This is a genomic window from Candidatus Solirubrobacter pratensis (genome assembly GCF_000425945.1).
GTDB lineage: Bacteria > Actinomycetota > Thermoleophilia > Solirubrobacterales > Solirubrobacteraceae > Solirubrobacter > Solirubrobacter pratensis.
The window spans coordinates 112912-132715 of sequence record NZ_AUEK01000012.1 but is presented as its reverse complement, the minus strand read 5'-3'; the positions used below and the strand labels follow the sequence as shown (position 1 = coordinate 132715).

The 19804-nt window shown below is 73.6% G+C and carries 23 protein-coding genes; 12 read left to right on the top strand and 11 right to left on the bottom strand.

All coding sequences use genetic code 11. The annotated features are described in order from the left end of the window. Positions 1-48 precede the first annotated feature (48 nt). The gene (locus tag H958_RS47690; protein WP_196807435.1) at positions 49-276 is read left to right on the top strand and encodes a cupin domain-containing protein; all 228 of its coding nucleotides are present in this window, start codon (positions 49-51) and stop codon (positions 274-276) included. Here H958_RS47690 and H958_RS0119150 read toward each other — a convergent pair. Continuing rightward, positions 267-2303 carry an NAD(+) synthase gene (locus H958_RS0119150; protein WP_037410752.1) on the bottom strand — a complete coding sequence of 679 codons (2037 nt, stop codon included), beginning with the start codon at positions 2301-2303 and terminating at the stop codon, positions 267-269. The genes H958_RS47690 and H958_RS0119150 overlap by 10 nt on opposite strands. A 208-nt stretch (positions 2304-2511) precedes the next feature. Between H958_RS0119150 and H958_RS48765 the strand changes: the two genes are divergently transcribed. From H958_RS48765 to H958_RS43645, 4 genes are all read left to right on the top strand, one after another. After that, complete coding sequence (locus tag H958_RS48765) at positions 2512-3069, top strand: SdiA-regulated domain-containing protein (protein ID WP_081686047.1); 558 nt, start codon at positions 2512-2514, stop codon at positions 3067-3069. Further along, positions 3066-3449 carry an SdiA-regulated domain-containing protein gene (locus H958_RS48760; RefSeq protein ID WP_196807434.1) on the top strand — a complete coding sequence of 128 codons (384 nt, stop codon included), beginning with the start codon at positions 3066-3068 and terminating at the stop codon, positions 3447-3449. The genes H958_RS48765 and H958_RS48760 overlap by 4 nt, the downstream gene beginning before the upstream one ends. A gap of 68 nt (positions 3450-3517) precedes the next feature. Continuing rightward, positions 3518-3748: a hypothetical protein gene (locus tag H958_RS47675; RefSeq protein WP_028059843.1), complete on the top strand. Its 231-nt coding sequence runs from the start codon at positions 3518-3520 to the stop codon at positions 3746-3748. Between the two features lie 11 nt (positions 3749-3759). Then, positions 3760-4071, top strand: coding sequence for a hypothetical protein (locus H958_RS43645; RefSeq protein ID WP_028059842.1), 312 nt, complete (start codon positions 3760-3762; stop codon positions 4069-4071). A gap of 309 nt (positions 4072-4380) precedes the next feature. Here the strand turns inward: H958_RS43645 and H958_RS0119115 are convergent, their stop codons facing one another. The 8 genes from H958_RS0119115 to H958_RS0119080 form a co-directional block, all read right to left on the bottom strand. Beyond that, complete coding sequence (locus H958_RS0119115) at positions 4381-5151, bottom strand: AAA family ATPase (RefSeq protein WP_156028069.1); 771 nt, start codon at positions 5149-5151, stop codon at positions 4381-4383. 159 nt (positions 5152-5310) lie between these two features. Next, positions 5311-6084 carry a class I SAM-dependent methyltransferase gene (locus tag H958_RS0119110; RefSeq protein ID WP_028059840.1) on the bottom strand — a complete coding sequence of 258 codons (774 nt, stop codon included), beginning with the start codon at positions 6082-6084 and terminating at the stop codon, positions 5311-5313. A 19-nt stretch (positions 6085-6103) separates the two neighbouring features. Further along, the gene (locus H958_RS0119105; RefSeq protein ID WP_028059839.1) at positions 6104-6505 is read right to left on the bottom strand and encodes a hypothetical protein; all 402 of its coding nucleotides are present in this window, start codon (positions 6503-6505) and stop codon (positions 6104-6106) included. Between the two features lie 64 nt (positions 6506-6569). Then, positions 6570-7313, bottom strand: a complete 744-nt coding sequence (locus H958_RS0119100; RefSeq protein WP_028059838.1) for an MBL fold metallo-hydrolase — start codon at positions 7311-7313, stop codon at positions 6570-6572. 63 nt (positions 7314-7376) lie between these two features. Then, the gene (locus tag H958_RS0119095; RefSeq protein ID WP_051324513.1) at positions 7377-8147 is read right to left on the bottom strand and encodes a sigma-70 family RNA polymerase sigma factor; all 771 of its coding nucleotides are present in this window, start codon (positions 8145-8147) and stop codon (positions 7377-7379) included. A 107-nt stretch (positions 8148-8254) separates the two neighbouring features. Next, positions 8255-8893: a type 1 glutamine amidotransferase gene (locus H958_RS38640; RefSeq protein ID WP_051324512.1), complete on the bottom strand. Its 639-nt coding sequence runs from the start codon at positions 8891-8893 to the stop codon at positions 8255-8257. Positions 8894-8912: 19 nt separating this feature from the next. Further along, positions 8913-9611, bottom strand: coding sequence for an FAD-binding oxidoreductase (locus H958_RS0119085; protein ID WP_231379302.1), 699 nt, complete (start codon positions 9609-9611; stop codon positions 8913-8915). Positions 9612-9640: 29 nt separating this feature from the next. Continuing rightward, the gene (locus H958_RS0119080) at positions 9641-10243 is read right to left on the bottom strand and encodes a sulfite oxidase-like oxidoreductase (RefSeq protein ID WP_028059835.1); all 603 of its coding nucleotides are present in this window, start codon (positions 10241-10243) and stop codon (positions 9641-9643) included. Positions 10244-10317: 74 nt separating this feature from the next. Here H958_RS0119080 and H958_RS0119075 point away from each other — a divergent pair, with 74 nt between their 5' ends. The 7 genes from H958_RS0119075 to H958_RS0119045 are packed head-to-tail and all read left to right on the top strand — an operon-like array spanning position 10318 to position 18030. Continuing rightward, positions 10318-11397 carry a sugar ABC transporter substrate-binding protein gene (locus H958_RS0119075; protein ID WP_028059834.1) on the top strand — a complete coding sequence of 360 codons (1080 nt, stop codon included), beginning with the start codon at positions 10318-10320 and terminating at the stop codon, positions 11395-11397. Continuing rightward, positions 11397-12869, top strand: a complete 1473-nt coding sequence (locus H958_RS0119070) for a sugar ABC transporter ATP-binding protein (protein ID WP_196807433.1) — start codon at positions 11397-11399, stop codon at positions 12867-12869. The genes H958_RS0119075 and H958_RS0119070 overlap by 1 nt, the downstream gene beginning before the upstream one ends. Next, positions 12866-13888 (top strand): ABC transporter permease, encoded by a 1023-nt coding sequence (locus H958_RS0119065; protein ID WP_028059832.1) that lies wholly within the window; start codon positions 12866-12868, stop codon positions 13886-13888. Before H958_RS0119070 ends, H958_RS0119065 begins: the two co-directional genes overlap by 4 nt. Further along, entirely contained in the window at positions 13885-15084 is a 1200-nt protein-coding gene (gene mtnK, locus H958_RS0119060; RefSeq protein WP_037410746.1) for an S-methyl-5-thioribose kinase, read from the top strand. The genes H958_RS0119065 and mtnK overlap by 4 nt, the downstream gene beginning before the upstream one ends. Continuing rightward, complete coding sequence (mtnA, locus tag H958_RS0119055) at positions 15081-16028, top strand: S-methyl-5-thioribose-1-phosphate isomerase (RefSeq protein ID WP_028059830.1); 948 nt, start codon at positions 15081-15083, stop codon at positions 16026-16028. The genes mtnK and mtnA overlap by 4 nt, the downstream gene beginning before the upstream one ends. Continuing rightward, complete coding sequence (locus H958_RS0119050; RefSeq protein WP_028059829.1) at positions 16025-17008, top strand: alcohol dehydrogenase catalytic domain-containing protein; 984 nt, start codon at positions 16025-16027, stop codon at positions 17006-17008. Before mtnA ends, H958_RS0119050 begins: the two co-directional genes overlap by 4 nt. Beyond that, the gene (locus tag H958_RS0119045; protein ID WP_028059828.1) at positions 17005-18030 is read left to right on the top strand and encodes a zinc-dependent alcohol dehydrogenase; all 1026 of its coding nucleotides are present in this window, start codon (positions 17005-17007) and stop codon (positions 18028-18030) included. Before H958_RS0119050 ends, H958_RS0119045 begins: the two co-directional genes overlap by 4 nt. On the opposite strand, the gene H958_RS0119040 is transcribed toward H958_RS0119045, so the two are convergent. After that, positions 18027-18494: a cupin domain-containing protein gene (locus H958_RS0119040; protein WP_051324510.1), complete on the bottom strand. Its 468-nt coding sequence runs from the start codon at positions 18492-18494 to the stop codon at positions 18027-18029. The genes H958_RS0119045 and H958_RS0119040 overlap by 4 nt on opposite strands. Before the next feature lie 42 nt (positions 18495-18536). Further along, positions 18537-19475, bottom strand: a complete 939-nt coding sequence (locus H958_RS38635; RefSeq protein ID WP_081686073.1) for an endo alpha-1,4 polygalactosaminidase — start codon at positions 19473-19475, stop codon at positions 18537-18539. Positions 19476-19804 lie beyond the last annotated feature (329 nt).

Genomic DNA, 19804 nt, shown 5'->3' with positions numbered 1-19804 from the left:
GCTCGTCTGGCGGCCGGGGCAGGCGACCCGGATCCACGACCACCTGACGTGGTCGTCTTCGGCGTCGTGCAGGGCATCGAGTACGAGGAGCTCTTCGACGCGCACGGCACGCGCGTGGGGGAGAGCGCCGCCTCTCCCGGCGAGGTCAACGGCTTCGCGCCGCCCGGCGACATCCATCGGGTCCGCAACATCGGCGACACGACCGCGATCTCGATCCACATCTACGGCACCGACGTCGACCGCGTCGGCTCGAGCGTGCGCCGCTACTACGACTGACCGTCCGGCACGTTCGCGCGCAGCTCGTCGAGCCAGGCGGTCGCCGTCGAGTCGCTCGGCGCGCGCCAGTCGCCGCGCGGCGAGAGCGAGCCGCCCGAGCCGACCTTCGGCGCGTTGGGCATCGCCGAGCGCTTGAACTGGCTGATGTGGAAGAAGCGCTCGAGGAAGACCCCGAGCCAGTGCTTGATCTCGCCCAGCGAGTACTCGTTGCGGCGCTCGGGCGGGATCAGGTCCGGCCAGCTCCCGAGCTCGCGATCGCCCCACGCCTTCAGCGCGAGGTACGCGACCTTCGACGGCCGGTAGCCGTAGCGGAGGATGTGGAAGAGGAAGAAGTCCTGCAGCTCGTACGGGCCGACGACGCTCTCGCTGTCGCTGGTCGGCTTGTCGCCGTCGCCCGGGATCAGCTCGGGTGAGATCTCGGTGTTTAGCACCGACTCGAGCACGGCGTTCTCCTCGGGCCCGAACTGGTTCGTGTCGATCGCCCAGCGCAGCATGAAGCCGATCAGCGTCTTGGGGACCGAGGCGTTGACGGAGTAGTGCGACATCTGGTCGCCGACGCCGTACGTGCTCCACCCGAGCGCCAGCTCGGACAGGTCGCCGGTGCCGACCACCAGCGCGCGGTGGTAGTTCGCGAGCCGGAACAGGTGCGAGGTGCGCTCGCCGGCCTGGACGTTCTCGTAGGTCACGTCGTACTGCGCCTCGCCGTCCGCCGCGGGATGGCCCAGGTCGCGCAGCATCTGGGTCGCGGACGGCCGGATGTCGATCTCGGTCGCGCTGACGCCGAGCGCCTCCATCAGCCGCCACGCGTTGCCGCGCGTGTGCTCGCTGGTCGCGAACCCGGGCAGCGTGTAGGCGAGGACGTTCGAGCGGGGAAGGCCGAGCCGGTCCATCGCGCGCGCGACGACGATCAGTGCGTGCGTCGAGTCCAGGCCGCCGGAGACGCCGATCACGACCTTCTCGATCCCGGTCGCGCGCAGGCGCGACTCGAGCCCGCGGACCTGGATGTTGTAGACCTCCTCGCAGCGCTCGTTGCGGCTCGCGGGGTCCGAGGGGACGTATGGGAAGCGCTCGATCTCGCGCCGCAGCGGCACCCGCTCGGCGCCGGCGCCGAGCGTGAAGCCGATCCGGCGGAACCGCTCCAGCCGCTCGCGGTGGTCGTGGATCGAGTCGCCGAAGCTGTTCGTGCTCGAGCGGTCGGAGGCGATGCGGCCGAGGTCGACGTCGGCGAAGATCACCTGCTCGTCGACGGCGAAGCGCTCGGCCTCGACGAGCAGGTCGCCGTTCTCGCAGATCAGCGCCTGCCCGTCCCACGCGAGGTCGGTCGTCGACTCGCCCTCGCCCGCGGCCGTGTAGATGTAGGCCGAGAACGTCTGCGCGGACTGCGAGGCGCACAGCAGGCGCCGGAAGTCCGCCTTGCCGACGGTGATGTTGCTCGCCGACAGGTTCACGAGCACCGTCGCGCCGGCCAGCGCGCCGTACCGGCTCGGCGGGATCGGCACCCACAGGTCCTCGCAGACCTCGGCGTGCAGCGCGAGGCCGGGCAGGTCGGCGGCCTCGAAGATCAGCTCCGAGCCCCACGGCACCCGCTCCCCGAGCACCTCGGCCTCGCCGCCGATCAGCTCGCGCGTGGCGCGGAACTGCCGCTCCTCGTAGTACTCGCGATATTCCGGCAGGTAGCTCTTGGGCACCACGCCGAGCACGCGCCCGCGGTGCACGATCACGGCGCAGTTGAACAGCCCGCCCTGCGCGCGCAGCGGCGCGCCGACCATCAAGACCGGGAAGAGGTCGGCGCTCGCCGCCACGATCGTCGCGAGCGCGCCCTCGACCGCGTCGTTGAGCGCGTCCTGATGGAACAGGTCGTCGATCGAGTAGGCCGAGAGCCCGAGCTCGGGGAACGCGACGACCGCGGCGCGCTCGTCCGACGCCCGCCGCGCGAGCGCCAGCGTGCGCTCGGCGTTGAAGGCCGGGTCCGCCACGCGCAGCCGCGGCACTGCCGCCGCCACGCGCACGATGCCGTGGCGGTACATGGTGTCGAAGGTCGTGGAGGTGGTGGACACGCCTCCATCATTGCCCAATCCGGCGTCGCGGCTCACCTGCGCGGCGGGAACAACCCCGTCACAAGGCGTCGCGGCGGCGCCCTAGGTCGCGCAGCAATGGACTGCTTCGCGACCGGGCGTCGATCTCTCGACCTACCAGCGCGTCGGGCGTTACGACCTTCCCGAGCCGACCAGGACCCTGGCGCCCCCCGGCAGCCTGCTCGCCCAGGAGGCCTCGGGCGTGGCCTACGACTGGGACACCGGCACGCTGTTCATCGTCGGCGACGGTGGCACGTCGGTCACGCAGGTCGACAAGACCGGGCATCTGATCGACTCGATGACGCTGCCCTCGGGCAGCAGCCCCCAGGGCACGGAGTTCTACGACACCGAGGGCATCGCGTACGTCGGCGGCGGGCAGTTCGTCTTCACCGAGGAGCGCGACCGGCAGGTCGTCAAGTTCACGTACGTCCCGAATGGGACGCTGACGCGCGCGGCCGCCCGGACGGTCAAGCTCGGCACGACGGTCGGCAACGTCTGGCTCGAAGGCCTCACGAACGACCCGCAGACGGGCGGCTTCGTCGTCGTCAAGGAGACGCAGCCGCCGGGCGTCTTCCAGACCGGCATCGACTTCGCCGCGGGCGCCGCGACGAACGGCTCCCCGCCACCGGCGAATCGGTCAACCTGTTCGACCCGGCGCTCGCCGGCGTCGCCGACTTCTCCGACGTGTTCGCCCTGTCGAATCTGCCGGCGGCGGTGAGCGGGCCGGATGCGAGCCACCTGCTGATCATCAGCCAGGAGTCGGGCCGCATCGTCGATGTCGACCGCTCCGGGCACGTCTCGAGCTCGCTGACGATCCCGGCGGACCCGGGCAACCCGCTGTCGGTGCCCGACCAGACCCACGAGGGCGTCACGATGGGCGACGACGGCCGGATCTACACGGTCAGCGAGGAAGGCGGCGGCGACGCCGCTCACCCGCAGCTGTGGGTCTACGCGCCGTCCGCGGCACAGCACCAGGCGCCGACGGCGGTGACGCTGGCCAACCAGGTCCACTCGATCCCGAGAGCGCGAGCACCGCGTCGCGCGTCAAGGTCGCGGACGTCGCCGTCGCCGACGACGGCATCGGGACGAACGCCCTGACGGTCACGGGGGCTGACGCGAGCGCCTTCGAGGTCGACGGCACCGGCCTGTATCTGAAGGCCGGGACCGTGCTCAACCGCACCGCGAAGCCGAGCTACGGCGTGTCCGTCGCCGTCGATGACCCGAGCGTCGGCGCCACGCCGGACGCGACCAGCGCGCCGTTCGCGCTCGCCGTCACCGCGGCGGCCGCGCCGGCGTCGGTGATCGTCTCCGAGGTCTCGCCATGGAGCAGCGGCAACAGCCCGTACGCCGCCGACTGGTTCGAGCTGACCAACACCGGGGCGCAGGCGTCGACCTGACCGGCTGGAAGATGGACGACAGCTCCAACGCGTTCGGGAGCGCGGTCGCGCTGACGGGCGTGAGCGGCATCGCCCCCGGCGAGTCGGTCATCTTCACCGAGGGCAACGCGGCCGCCGCCTTCAAGGCGGCCTGGTTCGGCGAGAACGTGCCCACGGGCTTGCAGATCGGCAGCTACAGCGGCTCGGGCGTCGGGCTCAGTACCGACGGCGACGCGGTGAACCTGTTCGACGCGGCGGGCAAGCGCTCGCGCCGGCGCTGGGTTCGCGGGCGTCGCTCGGCGCGTTCATCGCCGGCGTCGACAAGGACTACACGGCCGGGCTGACGGCGACCGTGACGTCGACCGCCGGCGATGCGGTGCTGAGCGTGGCCGACGCGAGCGCCACGGCGCCCGGCCACCTCGTCAACGGGACGTTCTCGCTCCCGCAGGCGCTCGAGGCCAACCCGTGGCGGCGCCTTTGCGGCCGTCTCCGGGAGCCCGGCCGCGCTGCTGACCTACACCGGCCCGGTCACCAACGATCAGGTGCCGATCGGCTTCAAGCAGCACATCGGCGGCAACGACGTGCTGCGCAGCGGCAGCTACACCAAGACGCTGACGTTCACGCTCTCGACGGCGACGCCCTAGCTCGGCGCGTCAGTCGAGCTCCCCGAGCGCGGCGCGCAGGTAGCGCTCGGGCGCATCGAGGAAGCCGCGCGTGAAGCGGACGGCGTCGAGGTCGTCGTACTCGCAGCGCGCGATGCCGGCCTCGCCGAGCTCGTAGATGACGGCGTCCGGGCATGCGAGCAAGACCGGCGAGTGCGTCGCGATGACGAACTGGGCGCCGGCGCGGGCCGCGGGCACGACGGCGGTGAGCAGCGCGAGCGCGCCGGAGACCGAGAGGGCGGCCTCGGGCTCGTCGAGGATGTAGAGGCCCTCGCCGCCGAAGCGGTTGGCGGCGAGGGCGAGGAACGACTCGCCGTGCGACTGCTGGTGCAGCGGGACCTCGCCGTACAGCGAGAGGTCGGGCGCGAACGTGCTCCCGCCGTCGATGAAGGCGGCGATGTTGAAGAAGCTCTCGGCGCGCAGGAAGTACCCGGTGCGCGGCTTCGACCACGGCGCGAGGACGGGCTCGAGCGCGCCGCCGAACACCGCGCGCGGGACGGCGGGCAGCTCGCCCGCGCGCTCGAGCTCGCCGCCCTCCGGGGCGAAGCCGATCGCCTCCGCGATCGCTTCGATCAGCGTCGACTTCCCGCTGCCGTTGTTGCCCGCGAGCAGCGTCACGGACGCGTCGAGCCGCAGCTTGGCGACGTCCGCCACGGCCGGCACGTCGAACGGAAAGCCTTCACCCCAGTCCGCGGCGCCGGGCTCGAGCCCGAGGATGTACGGGCCCGGGCCGAACCGGCGGACGTCGCGGCGCTTGGGCATCGGCAAAGCCTCGCACGTCCTCATCCGGCCGAGGCGTCGGCGAGCGGCGCCGGGCATGTGCCGCCGGGCTCGGCGGCGAGCTCCCGCTACCGCATCGCGGCGCTCCACGACGGTACGTCGGCGATCGCGCCGCGCGACGGCGCGGGCCGATCGCGACGGTCACCCTCTCCGGCGGGCGAGCGCGATCACGTAGCGGCTGGTGACCCGGAACGCGTCCGGGTCCTCGTTGGCCGCCTCGTAGATCGCAACCATGCGGCCGGGGAGCGCTTCGGCCTCGCCGCGCCGCTCGAGCGCCGGGCGGGTCGCGACGGCGATCGGGTGGTTGGCCAGCTCCTGCTCGACGAGCTCGCGCGCGGAGCCGGCGGTGAAGCCGATCTTCGCGTGCTCCACGGTGACGTCGAAGCCGTGCGGGGCGAAGAGCGCGCTCAGCGCCTCCTGCTCGTGCCACGGGAACGGCGGCGGGCCGCCGGCGGCCCCGGCCGCCTCGCGCGCGGCGCGGACGGCCCTGGCGACGGCGCCGTCGGGTAGCCATGCGCTCAGCGCGATGCGGCCGCCGGGGGCGGTGACGCGCGCCATCTCCGCCGCCGCGGCGGTCGGGTCGGGGGCGAAGATCGCGCCGAACACGGACACGGTCAGGCCGGCCGTGCCGTCCGCCACCGGCAGCGATGCCGCGTCGCCGCGCGAGAACGTCGCGTCGAGTCCCTGCGCCGCGGCCCGGCCCGCGGCGACCTCCAGCAGCCGCGCCGCGGGATCGACGCCCGTCACGCGAGCGCCGCGCTCGGCGGCGAGCAGCGCCGCGTTGCCCGTCCCGCAGCCGACGTCCACGACCTGCTCACCGGGCGCGGGCGCCGCCCGCTCGATCACCGCGCGCGCGGCCGGCAGCAGCTGCGCGGCGGTCCGCTCGTAGCGCCCGAGCCCCCAGTCGACCGACACGCGGTCCAGGCTACGCGGATCAGCCTCCGGTGGCCGCCTCGCCCAGGTCGTCGGCGAGCTCCTGCGCGCGGCCGGTCGCCTCGCCGGAGCGCGCGTCGCGCGGGTCGGTCTCGGTGAGCAGATCCAGCAGCGCGGTCGGCTTCTCGATCACCTCGTACTCGGGGAAGACCTGGACCACGGTCTCGAGGTCGGGGATCGCGTGACCGGGCACGGTCAAGAAGTGGCGCGCGTCGGAGCGCACGGACTCGTACTCCTCGCGCGTGAGCGGGACGCGCTTGCGACACGGCTGCACCCCGCACTCGCACAGGTAGAGCTCACGCTCCCCGCCGGCGTGGCGCTCGCTCCAGTCCGACATGCGCTCGTTCGCGATCCGGAACGCCGCCTCGGTGAGGGCGACCTGGTGCGTTCGATCGTCCGGCATTCGGCCATGATTCTCCCGATCGCACCGGTCATGCCTGCCGGAAGGTCGGCGCTCTGACAGTCGGCTACGCGACTCTTGCGGCCAGCGCCTGCTTGACCGCGGCCTCGGCTCCCTGCATCCAGGGCTCGCCGTGGCCGGTCAGCACGATTCTCGCGCCCGTGTCCTTGACGGCGGCCAGGCTGGCGCGGTTTCGCTCGGTGTCGACCGTCGCCGCGCGCGCGACGAGCCGGGGGCCGGTGCGGCCGGTGTAGGGGTCGAGCGTGACCAGCGCGTCGCCGGCGAGCACGGTGTCGCGCTCGGGGAGGTGCAGCGCGCAGTGGCCGAGCGTGTGGCCGGGCGTGCGCACGATCGCCGGGCGGCCGGGGACGGGGAGGACGCCGTCGTCGCCGTAGCGGACGACCGCGCCGATCGGCGCGGGCCAGAACGCGCGCTCGCGCAGGAACGTCGCCACGATCGGGAGCGCCTTCGGCTGCGTCGCCAGGTAGCGCACGCGGGAGCGCTCGTGGTCGTAGCGCCAGGGGTGACGCGTCAGCGGCACGTCGTCCTCGTGGACGTAGACGGGGACGCCGAGCTCGGTGCGGGCGCGCTCGGCGAAGCCGACGTGATCGAAGTGCGCGTGCGTGAGCACGACCGCCCGCACGTCCTCGCGCGAGCGTCCCACCTGCGCCAGCGCCTCGAGCAGCGACTGCCAGGACGCGGGGACGCCGCTGTCCACGATCGTCAGGCCGCCGTCGCCCTCGACCAGGTACCAGTTCGTGAACGCGTCCTCGATGCGGTGGACGCCGGCGGCGACATCGCGCGTGATCATGCGCGTGGGGCTACCCGGCTGCGCGCGTCCGGCCCGAGCGCGTCGGTCTGCTGACGCCCGCCGTCAAGCCGGCGACTCTTCGACGTGGCGCGCGAGCTGGGCGATCGCGGCCGTCAGTATGCGCGAGACCTGCATCTGCGAGATGCCGAGCAGGGCGGCGATCTCGCGCTGCAGCAGGTCATAGCGGAAACGAAGGACCACGACCGCCCGCTCGCGCTCCCCGAGCAGGCGCAGCAGGGAGTCGACGACCGCCGCGTCGTCGGCGCGCGCGTAGCCCTCGTCCTCGCTCGCGGCGAACGGCACCGCAGCGGTCTCGCGCTCGCTGCTCGGCTTGTCCAGCGGGACGGGGCGGTGGGCGGTGGCCGTCGCAAGCGCCTCCATGACGTCCTCGACGCTGAGGTCGAGGTCCTCGGCGAGCTCGTTCGCCGTCGGCGCGCGGCCGAGCGCGGCTGTGAGGCTTTCCGCGGCGGCATCGGCGCGGTGCTTGCGATCCTGCAGCTCGCGGGGGACGTGGACGGACCAGCCGCAGTCGCGGAAGTAGCGCTTGATCTCCCCGAGGATCGTCGGCGTCGCGAACGACGAGAACGCGATGCCGCGCTCGGGGTCGAAGCGATCGACGGCCTTGACGAGACCCAGGCAGGCGACCTGCGTGACGTCGTCGCGCTCGCCGGCGCTCGGGTAGCGGCGGGCGAGATGCCGTGCGAGCGGGAGGAAGCGCTCGACCAGAGCGGCGCGCGCGGCGCGGTCGCGCGTCTCGCGATAGCGCCGGAACAGCACTTGCTCATCGGCGCGCCGCAGCGGTCGCGATGGGCTCGTGCGGATGAGCGCATCCATCGCATCAACACTGTCGCCTGCGCAGCAAGTGGACGTGGGATCGCCGCCGGGCCGTCAGTGGGCGGACGGCGAGGCCGGCGCCCGCCGCCTTGATCTGACCGCGAGCGTCAGACGCGCAGCGGCTGAAGGCCCGCCCGGGCGGCGAAGCCGTCGAAGAGCCTGCGCGCGGCTGCCGCGGCCGCCGAGGCGGCAGCACCGCCGAGCCCGCGGCCGTCCCGGTCCCAGCCGGCGACGATCGCGGGCGTCGCCTCGGGATGGAACTGCACCGCGAGGTGCCGCCGGTGGCAGAACGCCTGCACGCCGAACGCGTTGCGGGCGAGCTCGTAGGCGAGCGGCGGCAGCTCGAACCCGTCCTGGTGCCAAGCGATCCACGGGCCGGCGGGGACGCGTTCGGGGTCGAGCGTGTCGACCTCGATCCAGCCCCTCTCGGGCTCCGGCAGCCGGTACACCCGCGCGCCAAGCGCGGCCGCGAGCGCCTGGGCGCCGAAGCAGATGCCGAGCACCGGCAGCTCGGCGCTGTCGGCGGCGCGCAGCCACTCGATCTCCTCGGCGATCCACGCGGCGCCGCCGTCGGCGACCGACGCGGATGAGCCGAGCGCGACGGCGAGCTCGACGTCCTGCGGGTCGGGCAGCGGCCCCCCGCGGTCGACGCGTACGACCTCGAGCTCGAGCCGGTGCGCGGCCGCCCACGGCTCGAGCAGCCCCGGGGGCGCGTCGGCCTGAGTCTGCAGCACGAGCCCGGTCATCACCCTGATCTTGGCGAGCCTAGCGGCTTTTGGCAAACCCGATCGAATTTGTGGACTTCAAGGCGCCGCCGAAGCGCTCGACGCGCACCCGCTCGGGCGCGTGGCCGAGGTCGAGCAGATGCTCGGCCGCGGCCTCGGCGAACGCGGTCGGCCCGCACACGAAGACGTGCGGGCGAGCGCCCGCGGACGGGGCCGACAGCAGGGCGGCGTCGACGCGCCGGCGCGGGGCCGCGCGCGTGAGCGTCACCTCCAGCGAGACGCCCGCCGCGATCCAGTCGCCGTGCTCGGCCGCGTAGAGCAGGTCGTCGCGCGTGCGTGCGGAGACCACCAGGCGCGTCTCGGTCGCGGCGCCCTGCGCGATCCGGTGGCGCACCATCGCGCGCAGCGGCACGAGTCCCGCGCCGCCGCCGACCAGCAGCAGCGGCCCGCCGTCGCCGACGTGCCAGCTGAACGCCGAGCCGACCGGCCCGCGCAGCTCGAGCTGGTCGCCCGGCCGTGCCTCGCGCGCCAGCCATGGCGACACCTCGCCGTCATCGAGCAGCGAGACCGTGAGCTCCAGCCGCGGGTCCTCCGGCGCCGACGCGATCGAGTACGGCCGCTGCGCCACCGCGCCGTCGTCCGACGTGAGCCGCACATCGGCGTGCTGGCCGGCGCGGTGGCCAGGCCAGCCCGGGACGTCGAGCGCGAGCGTGCGCACGCGCGGCGTCTCGTCGCGCACAGCCAGGACCGTGGCGGTGCGGTACGGCGCTACGCGTCGCCCTGGTAGCGCTGCTCGCGCCATGGGTCCCCGCGGTCGTGGTAGCCGTTGGCCTCCCAGTAGCCGGGCGCGTGGGCGCGCAGCAGCTCGAGCCGCCGGACCCACTTCGCGCTCTTCCAGAAGTAGAGGTGCGGGACGAGCAGGCGGGCGGGGCCGCCGTGCGCCGGCGCGAGCGGCTCGCCCTCGTAGGCGTAGGCGATCCACGCGCGGCCACCGAGTGCGTCCGAGAGCGCCAGGTTCGTCGTGTAGCCGCCCTCGCAGTGCGCCAGCAGGTGCGTCGCGCCGGGCAGCGGCTCGACCAGCGCGTCGAGCGGCACGCCGGTCCAGGTCGTGTCGAGCTTCGACCAGTGCGTGACGCAGTGGATGTCGGCGGCGATCGTCTCGCTCGGGAGCGCCAGCAGCGCGTCCCAGTCCAGCCGTCGCGGCTCGGCCGCGCCGGTCACGGCGAGCGACCAGTCGCGCTCCGCGCCGCGCGGCGTCGGGCCGACGCTGAGCACGGGGAAGTCGCGCGTCTCGTACTGCCCGGGCGGGAGCCGGCGGGCGCGCTCGGCGCTCACGCGGCGCGGGCTGAATCCTCGACTTGCCGGAGTCACGTGTGTTAAGTTCCCGAATCCCGATCGGCAAATGTATGTTTGCCGACCCCGTCCCACTGTATCGAGGTCCCCAGGTGCCCAGAACACTCCTGCGCATGCTTCCGCTCGTCGCGACGCTGGCCGTGCTGGCCGGCTGCGGCGACAACACCGGCGGCGGATCGGACTCCGAAGCGGCCTCGAGCACGCCGACGGCTGCGGCGGCGAAGCTCCCGCCGAAGTTCGAGCAGGGCGTCAAGATCGCGCTCGTGCGCCAGCTCGGGTCCGGCGACTTCTTCCAGCAGTGGCTGCTCGGCGCGCGCGAGCAGGCGAAGGCGCTCAACATCGACCTGCGGATCTCCGACGCGCGCAACAACAACGACCAGCAGGCGACCGACCTGCAGCGCGCGATCGACCAGAAGCCCGACGCGATCATCGTCGACCACGGGCTCGCCTCGACGGTCAACCCGCTGATCGACAAGGCGGTGAAGGCCGGCATCCCGGTCGTCGCGTTCGATGTCGAGACCTCCAACAAGGACGTCGTGTCGATCCAGCAGAGCGACGTCGACGCCGGCAAGGCGATCTCCGAAGAGATGGCGAAGGGCATCGGCGGCCAGGGCAAGGTCGGCTACGTCTACGTCGCGGGCTTCGCGCCGCTGGACCGCCGTGACAGCGGCTGGAAGGAGGTCAAGAAGGCCAACCCGGGGCTTCAGCAGGTCGCCCAGTTCGGCAAGGTCTCCGACGCGACCGCCAACGACACGCAGGAGCAGGCCAACGCCGTCATCACCGCACACCCGGACCTCAAGGCCGTGCTCGCGCCCTACGACGAGTTCGCCAAGGGCGTCGTGCTCGCGCTCGGCCAGGCCAACAAGACCGGCGTGAAGGTCTACGGCGCCGACATCTCGACGCCCGACATCGCCGTCATGACGAAGGCCGACAGCCCGTGGGTGGCGACGATCGCCACCGATCCCGCCAACGTCGGCCGCGTGGCGGTGCGGGCGGCGGCGCTGAAGGTCAACGGCGACCCGGTCGATCGCGACGTGCTGATCAAGCCCTCGGTCATCACGCAGGAGTTCCTGCGCCAGAACAAGATCGCGACGCTCGAGCAGCTGCGGGCCAAGCTCCCGCAGCTCGACACGCGGGACACCGCGACCGCGGACTGGATCCCAAAGAGCTAGTGGTCGCACTGCACGAGGTCGCCAAGGCCTTCGGCTCCACCCAGGCGCTGCGCGGCGTGAGCCTCGACCTCCCCGAGGGCGAGGTCCTGGCCGTCGTGGGCGCCAACGGCGCCGGCAAGTCGACGCTGAACAAGATCCTCTCCGGCGCGCTCGCGCCGGACCGCGGCGACGTGGTCCTCGACGGCGCGAAGGTGCGCTTCGCGACGCCGCTCGACGCGCGGCGGGCGGGCGTCGAGACCGTCCACCAGCACGCGTCGGAGTGGACGGTTCCAGGGCTCAGCACGGCCGAGAACCTCGTGCTCGACCGGCTCGCGAGCGGGGAGGACGGACCGTGGGCCTCGCCGCGGCGGCTGCTGCCGCGCGCCCGCGAGGTCGCCGAAGGACTTGGCCTGGAGCTGTCGCGCAGCGCGCTCCTGGACGACGTCACGCGGCTCGGGGTGTCCGAGCGCCAGCTGATCGCGCTCGCGCGCTCGCTCTCGCGCGCGCCGCGGCTGCTGATCCTCGACGAGCCGACGTCGGCGCTCTCGACCGCCGAGTCCGAGCGCCTCTTCGAGATCGTGCGGCGGCTGCGCGAGCAGGGCGTCGCGATCCTCTATGTGTCGCACCGGCTCGGCGAGGTCGAGGCGCTCGCGGACCGTGTCGCGGTGCTGCGCGACGGCCGCCTGGAGGCGGTCTTCGAGCGCCCGCTGCAGGCGGGGCGGATCGTCGAGGCGATGCTCGGCGAGCTCGCCGCCGGCGTGGCGCGACCCAAGGCTCGGGAGGGCGGCGCGGCGGTCGTGCGCTTCGAGGGCGCGCGGGTGCTGCCCGGGAGCGAGCCGTTCGACCTCGAGCTGCGCGAGGGCGAGGTGCTCGGCCTCACCGGGCTGATCGGCGCGGGCAAGTCCGAATTGCTCGGCGCGCTGTTCGGCCTGCGCCGTCTGCCCGCCGGGCGGATCCTGCTCGACGGCCGCGAGATCCGCCCGCGCGACCCGGCCGACGCGATCGGGCTCGGCGTGCACCTCGTGCCCGAGGATCGCGCCGCGCAGGCGCTGATCCCCGGCTGGTCGGTGCGCGCGAACGCCACGCTGGCGCTCGTGCGGCGGTTCTTCACGCGCGTGCGCGACGAGCGCAAGAGCACGGCCGGGCTGATCCGCCGGCTCGGGATCGCGACGGCAGGCGCCGAGGCGCCGATCGAGTCGCTCTCGGGCGGCAACCAGCAGAAGGTCGTCGTCGGCCGCTGGCTGCTCGCGCCGGCTCGCGTGCTGCTGCTCGACGAGCCGTTTCGCGGCGTCGACCTCGGCGCGCGGCGCGACATCGCCGCCGAGGTGCGCGAGCTGGCGGCGCAGAGCGCCGTGGTCGTCGCGTCGGCCGACGTCGACGAGGTGTTGGAGGTCGCCGACCGTATCGTCGTGCTCGCGCACGGCGGGGTCGTGCGCGACGTGGCGGCGGCCGAGGCCGACCGCGAGGAGCTGACCCTGGCGATGAACGCATGAGCACCACCGAGCAGCCCGCCGCGCCGATCCAGGTCGGCGCCGCGCCGGGCGCGGAGCGCCTGATCCTGCGCTTCGGCCTACTGGCGCTGTTCGCCGGCGTGACGATCTACTTCGCGCTGTCGGAGCCGTCGTTCCGCTCGGTCGACAACATCATCTCGATCCTGCAGTCGGTCTCGACCGTCGGCATCATCGCGCTCGGTGTGACGGTCTCGATGGTGGTCGGCGGCTTCGACCTCTCGATCGGCGCCAACGCCGGCTTCACGGTGATGCTGTGCGCGATCGGCCTGGTCCTGTTCGGCTGGCCGACCGTGGCGGTCGTGCCGGTCGCGCTCGCCGCGGGGATCCTGATCGGGGCGCTCAACGGCCTGCTGATCGTGCGGCTGAAGGTCCCCGACCTGCTCGCCACGCTCGGCATGCTGTTCGTGCTCCAGGGCGCGCAGCTGCTGCCCTCGCGCGGGCAGTCGGTCTCCACCGGCGTCGTGCTCGGCGACAAGGAATACGACGGCATCTTCACCTCGGCGTTCCTCTACATCGGGCGCGGCAAGCTGTTCGGCGAGATCCCGTTCCCGATCGTGCTGTTCGCGCTCGTCGCGCTCGTGCTGTGGATCGTTCTGGACCGCACGCGCTGGGGCCGCCAGCTGTACGCGATCGGCGGCAATGCGGAGGCGGCGCGGCTGGCCGGCGTGCGCGTGGACCGCCTGCGCATCGCCGCCTACGTCGTGTCCGGCGCGCTGGCCGCGCTCGGCGGGATCATCCTCGCCGCGCGCATCGGCGAAGGCGACGTCGGCGCCGGCAGCCCGTTCCTGCTCGACGCGGTCGCCGCGGCGCTCGTCGGCTACGCCGTGCTGGCGGTCAACCGGCCGAACATCCTCGGGACGACGATCGGCGCGGTCTTCCTCGGGATCATGCTCAACGGCCTGACGATCAAGAACTTCCCGTACTACACGCAGGACTTCGTCAAGGGGGTCGTGCTCATGGTCGCGCTGCTGCTGACCTTCGGCGTGCGGAGGCTGCGATGACCGCGGTCGATGAGACCTACGAGCTGCTCGAGCCGGAGACCGTCGGGCGCTATATCGACGCGCGCGACGAGCTCGCCGGGCTCGTCGACACGGCGACGCTCGACGTGCAGGAGATCGGCGACGGCAACCTCAACCTCGTCTTCCTCTGCCGCGACGCCGCCGGGCGCGGCGTGGTGCTCAAGCAGGCGCTGCCCTACGTGCGGCTGGTCGGGCCGAGCTGGCCGTTCACGCCGCGTCGCGCGGTGGCGGAGGCGCGCGCGTACGCCGAGCACGGCAAGTGGGCGCCGGAGTCCATCCCCAAGCTGCACGCGTTCGATCCGGAGCGCTACATCCTCGCCGTCGAGGACCTGTCCGACCACCGCGTCTGGCGCGGCGCGCTGACCGACGGTGAGCGCCACGACGGCGCGGCGGGCAAGATGGGCCGCTACGTCGGCCGGGTCGGGTTCCGGACGTCGCCGTTCGGCGTCGAGGCGAAGGAGCTCAAGCGGCGTGTCGCGGCCGCGATCTCGCCTGAGCTGTGCGAGATCACCGAGGACCTCGTGCTCACCGAGCCGTTCTCCGGCGCCGAGCGCAACTGGTACCAGCCGGAGCTCGAGGACGCCGCCAAGTCGCTGCAGGCGCCGGAGCTGATCGCGGCCGCCGGAGAGCTCAAGCACGCGTTCATGACGCGCGCGGAGGCGCTCATCCACGGCGACCTGCACACCGGCAGCGTGATGGTGCACCCGGGCGGCTCGACGCGCGCGTTCGACGGCGAGTTCTGCTTCTACGGGCCGGTGGGGTTCGACCTCGCGCTGCTGTGGGCGAACTTCGTCGTGACGCTGGCGCGCGACGCGGTGCTGGGCCGCGACGAGCACGGCGCGTGGGTCGCGACGCTGTTCGAGGAGGCGTGGAACGGCTTCGAGGCCGAGCTGCGCTCGCTCTGGCCGTCGGTCGTCGACCCGCGTGTGTTCAACGAGCTCTACCTGGAGCGGCGGCTCGAGCAGGTGCGGCGCGACGCCGCCGGCTTCGCCGCGACCGAGGCGGCGCGGCGCGTCGTCGGGCTGGCGCACGTCCCGGACCTGGAGACGCTCGAGGAGGACGCGCGCGCCGCCGCGGGCCGCGGCGTCATCGGCACCGTGCGGCGGCTGCTGCTCGAGCGCCCCGCGTCCGCCGCCGAGGTGGCCGCGATCGCGCGGGAGGAGACTTCCCGGGGATGAAGGACTTCAGGGCCGCCGTCGCCTGGACCGGCGACGCGATCGAGATCATCGACCAGACGCTGCTGCCCGGCGAGGAGCGCATCCTGACGCTGCGGACGCCCGACGAGGTCGTCGACGCGATCCGGCGGCTGGCAGTGCGGGGCGCGCCGGCGATCGGCGTCGCGGGCGCGCTGGGGGTCGTCCTCGCGGGCGACGACGCCGCGGCGATCGAGCGGATCGCCTCGGCGCGGCCGACCGCCGTGAATCTGCGCTGGGCGGTCGAGCGCGTGCTGGGCGCCGCCGACCGGCGCGCCGAGGCGCTGCGCATCCTCGAGGAGGACGTCGAGGCATGCCGCGCGATCGGCGAGCACGGGCGCGCCGAGCTCGAGCACGCCCGGCGCGTGCTGACCGTCTGCAACACCGGCCGCCTGGCGACGGCGGGGCGCGGGACGGCGCTCGGCGTCGTCTACGCCAAGGCCGAGGCGGGCGAGCCCGTGGAGGTCTTCGCCTGCGAGACGCGGCCGCTGCTGCAGGGCGCGCGGCTGACGGCGTGGGAGCTCCAGGACGCCGGCATCCCGGTGACGGTGCTGGCCGACGGCGCCGCGCCCGCGCTGCTCGCGCGCGGCGACATCGACGTCGTCATCGCCGGGTGCGACCGGGTGGCGGCCAACGGCGACATCGCCAACAAGATCGGCACGTACGCGCTCGCGATCGCCGCCCATCATCACGGCGTGCCGTTCTACGTCGCCGGACCGCGCTCGACGCTCGATCTCGCGACCGCGTCCGGCGCGGAGATCGAGATCGAGCAGCGCAGCGCCGACGAGGTGGCGACGGCGGCCGGCGCGCGCGTCTGGAACCCCGCGTTCGACGTCACCCCGGCCGAGCTGATCACCGCCTTGATCACCGACGTGGGCGTGCTGCGGGCGCCGCTCGGCCCGGCGATCGCGAACGCCCTCACGTCGTGAGGACCGCGGTCTACCACGGCGGCGGCGAGGTCCGGCTGGAAGAGCGCGCCGCGCCGGTGCCGGGTCGCGGCGAGGTGCTCGTCGAGATGCGCGCGTGCGGCATCTGCGGCAGCGACCTGATGGAGTGGTACCTCGCCTCGCGCGTCCCGCTCGTGCTCGGGCACGAGCCGGCGGGCGTGGTGGTCGCGGTGGGGGAGGGCGCGCCGGCGGCGGTCGGGGAGCGCGTGTTCGTCCACCACCACGTGCCGTGCGGCGAGTGCGAGCACTGCCGTCGCGGGCACGAGACGCTGTGCGACACCTTCAAGGCGACGCGGATCGAGCCGGGCGGCTTCTCGGAGCTGATCCTCGTGCCGGCGCGCAACGTCGCCGTCGACCTCCTGCCGCTGCCGGACTCGGTCAGCGACGAGGCGGCGACGCTGGTCGAGCCGCTCGCCTGCTGCGTGCGCGGCCTGGAGCGCGCGCGGGTGGGCGACGGCACGCGGCTGCTCGTGATCGGCGGCGGGCAGATGGGGCTGCTCACGGCGCAGGCGGCGGTCGCGCGCGGCGCGTCGGTGACGCTCGCCGAGCCGCTGCAGGCGCGCCGTGAGCTGGCGCGGGAGCTGGGCGCACGCGGCGTCGAGCCGCGCGCGGAGCAGGTCGGGACGCCGAACGTGATCATGCTCGCGACCGGCGCCGCGGCCGCCTGGGAGCTCGCGCTGGCGTGCGCGGACCGCGGCGCGGTGATCCAGCTGTTCGCGCCGTCCGGGCCCGGGCAGGAGCGTTCGTTCGTCGTCGACGAGGTCTTCTTCAAGGAGCTCGAGATCCAGGCCAGCTACAGCGCGGGCCCGCGCGACACGCGGGCCGCGCTGGCGCTGATCGAGTCGGGCGCGGTGACGCCCGAGAAGCTGATCACGCACCGCTTCGGGCTGGAGGACACGGGCGCGGCGCTCGCCATGGCGCGCAGCCGCGAGGGCGTGAAGGTGATCGTGACCAACGCGTGAGGGCGGCGCTGCTGCATGGCCCCGGCGACCTGCGCGTCGAGGAGGTCGCGGACCCCGTCGCCGGGCCGGGTGAGGTCGTGCTCGCGATCGCCGCCGCCGCCAGCTGCGGGACCGACGTCAAGAGCGTCCTGCGCGGGCATCCGTCGATCACGCGCTATCCCGCCCGGCTCGGGCACGAGTTCGCCGGCGTGGTGGAGTCGGCCGGCCCGGGCGTCGAGGGCGTCGCGCCTGGCGACGCGGTGTTCTGCGGCAACTCGGCGCCCTGCGGGGAGTGCCATCAGTGCCTGCGCGGGCGCGAGAGCCTGTGCGAGGACCTCCTCTACCTGCTCGGCGGCTTCGCGGAGAAGCTGCTCGTGCCCGAGCGCGTCGTGCGCCGGAACCTGCATCCGCCGCCGCCCGGCCTGCCGCTGGCGCTGGCGCCGCTGGCGGAGCCGCTCGCGTGCGCGGTGCACGCGCTCGACGCGGTCGAGGTGCGGCCCGGCGACCCGGTCGCGATCCTCGGCGCCGGCTCGCTCGGGCTGATGCTCTGCGCGCTCGTGGCGCGCGCGGGCGGCGCGCCGGTCGTGCTCGACCCGCACGAGGAGCGGCTCGCGCAGGCGGCGCGGTTCGGAGCCGCCGCGACAGTGGCGGCCACGCGCGGGCCCGAGGACGTCGCGCGCGTGCGCCAGCTCACGGGCGGCCGCGGCGCCGAGCTCGTGATCGAGGCCGTCGGCCGGCCCGAGGCGTGGGAGCTCGCGGTCGCCATGGCCGCGGCGGGCGGCACCGTGAACCTGTTCGGCGGCTGTGCCCGCGACACGTCCTTCAACGTCCCGACGGCGCGTGTGCACTACGAGGAGGTCACGCTGCTCGGGACCTACCACCACACGCCGCGCTACCTCGCGCAGGCGCTCGACGTGCTCGCCGCCCGCGAGTACCCGTGGGCCGAGCTCGCCGGCCCCCGCATCACGCTCGAGCAGCTCCCCGACGCGCTCGCCGGCCGGCTCCACGCGCCGGTGCCGGCGAAGTACGCCGTGGTGCCCTAATGCACGAACGGCGCCGTGCGCGGGTCGCTGAGCAGCGCCTCCCACTCGGCGTCGCTGACGGGCTGGGGCTTGTCGCGCTCGCCCTCGACGGTGCAGAGGAACCCGAACGGCTCGTCGCCCGTGTTGATCCAGCGGTGCGGCGCCCACGGCGGCGTCTCGACGATGTCCATCGCCGCGAGCTCGACGACCGTGTCGCCGACGAGCGCGCGGCCGCTGCCGCGGGCGGCGACGACGACATGGACGTGCTCGTGCTTCTCCAGGCTCGAGAAGCCGCCGGGCGCGATCTCGAAGTAGCGCACCTCGAAGCTCACGCCCGCCTCGGGCGCGCGCACGAGCGTGTGGCGGGTCAGGCCCTGCCACGCCATCCCGCGCGCGCTGCCGGGATCGTCCTTGTAGGCGCGCGCCGTCACCCCCTCCCACTCGAAGGCGTCGGCATCGAAGGCCGCGTGGCGGATCCGCGTCACTGCCCGATCACGCTAGCGAGTCGGCTCCGGCCGGCGGTCAGCTCACCAGCACTGCTGGCGCCACGCGTCGAGGCTCATCCGCTTCGCCATCGCCATGAAGCCGGCGGCGTTCGCCTGCGCGCAATAGCTCGCCGGGTCGCCGCCGTACTCGACCTCGAAGACGGGCTTCCCCGCCGCGGTGAACGGCTTGAGCGAGCCGCACTCGTTGTACTCGAAGCACTGCTCGCTGATCGCGAAGTCGAAGTCCGGCTGCAGCTGCGCGACCTGGTCGAAGTCGTTCTTGAGCGCGATCGACAGCCCGCGGGCGTGCGCCTCGGAGGCGAGGAAGCGGTTGTAGCGCAGCTGGTCGTCCGCCGTCAGCGGGAAGCCGGACGAGTTGGAGTAGCCGTCGACGTTGTCGGCCTCGACGGCGTCGAAGCCCTTGCTCTTGCAGAGGTCGAGCCGCGAGCGCATGATCGGTCCGAGGGCGTCGATCCGGCGGATGTCGAGCCACTTCTCGCCTGGCCAGCCGTCGACTCCGGCGCCGAGCACGGCCGCGGGCAAGGTCCCGGAGTCGGGACGTCCCGGCTCGTAGGAGCCGGCATCGACGTAGCAGGTGGCGCGCCGTCCCTGGGCGTGCAGGGCCGCGACCGTGGAGGCGGGCGTGTCGAAGAGGTCGATGTCGTACATGTCCGCCGCGACGCTCTGGTCGAGCGTGCCCGACAGCTGCCACTGCCACGTCGTCCGCTGCGCGGCGATCCAGCGCGGCGCGGCCGCCCCGGTTGCGCCGCCCGGCGCCCTGGGCGAGGCGGGAGCGCCGCCCTGCGGCGCGCCGGCTCCGCCGCTCGCGGTGAGGGAGACGCCGCGCACGTGCAGGCTGCGGCGGCAATGCGAGGTGCGGTGCGGATTGGCGAGGCGCAGCCGGACGGTGTGCGCGCCGGCGGCGACGCCGTGTGGGAGCGAGACGGTCCTCCACCGACGGCCCTTGACGGAAATCGCCATCGCGCGCCTGCCGTCGACCGTGGCGACGAGGCGCGGTGCGCCGGAGCACGAGCGGCCCCGGACGGTGATTGTGAGCGTGGAGCCCTCGCGGGCGTGCACCTTCCGAACGGCGGCACGACGCGAAGACAGCACGATCGCTTCATGGCGGGCAGGGGTACTCACCGCCGCCATGGCGGGCACTGCAACGACCAACATCGGCGCGCACACTGACACATTCGCGACATGTTCGCGTTCCGACATGCGCGTGCGCATTCCGACAGAGCCCGAACGATGTCTCCGGCGCGCGGCTCCGGCGTGCGCTCCCTGCTCGCCGGCACCGTCGCGGCGAC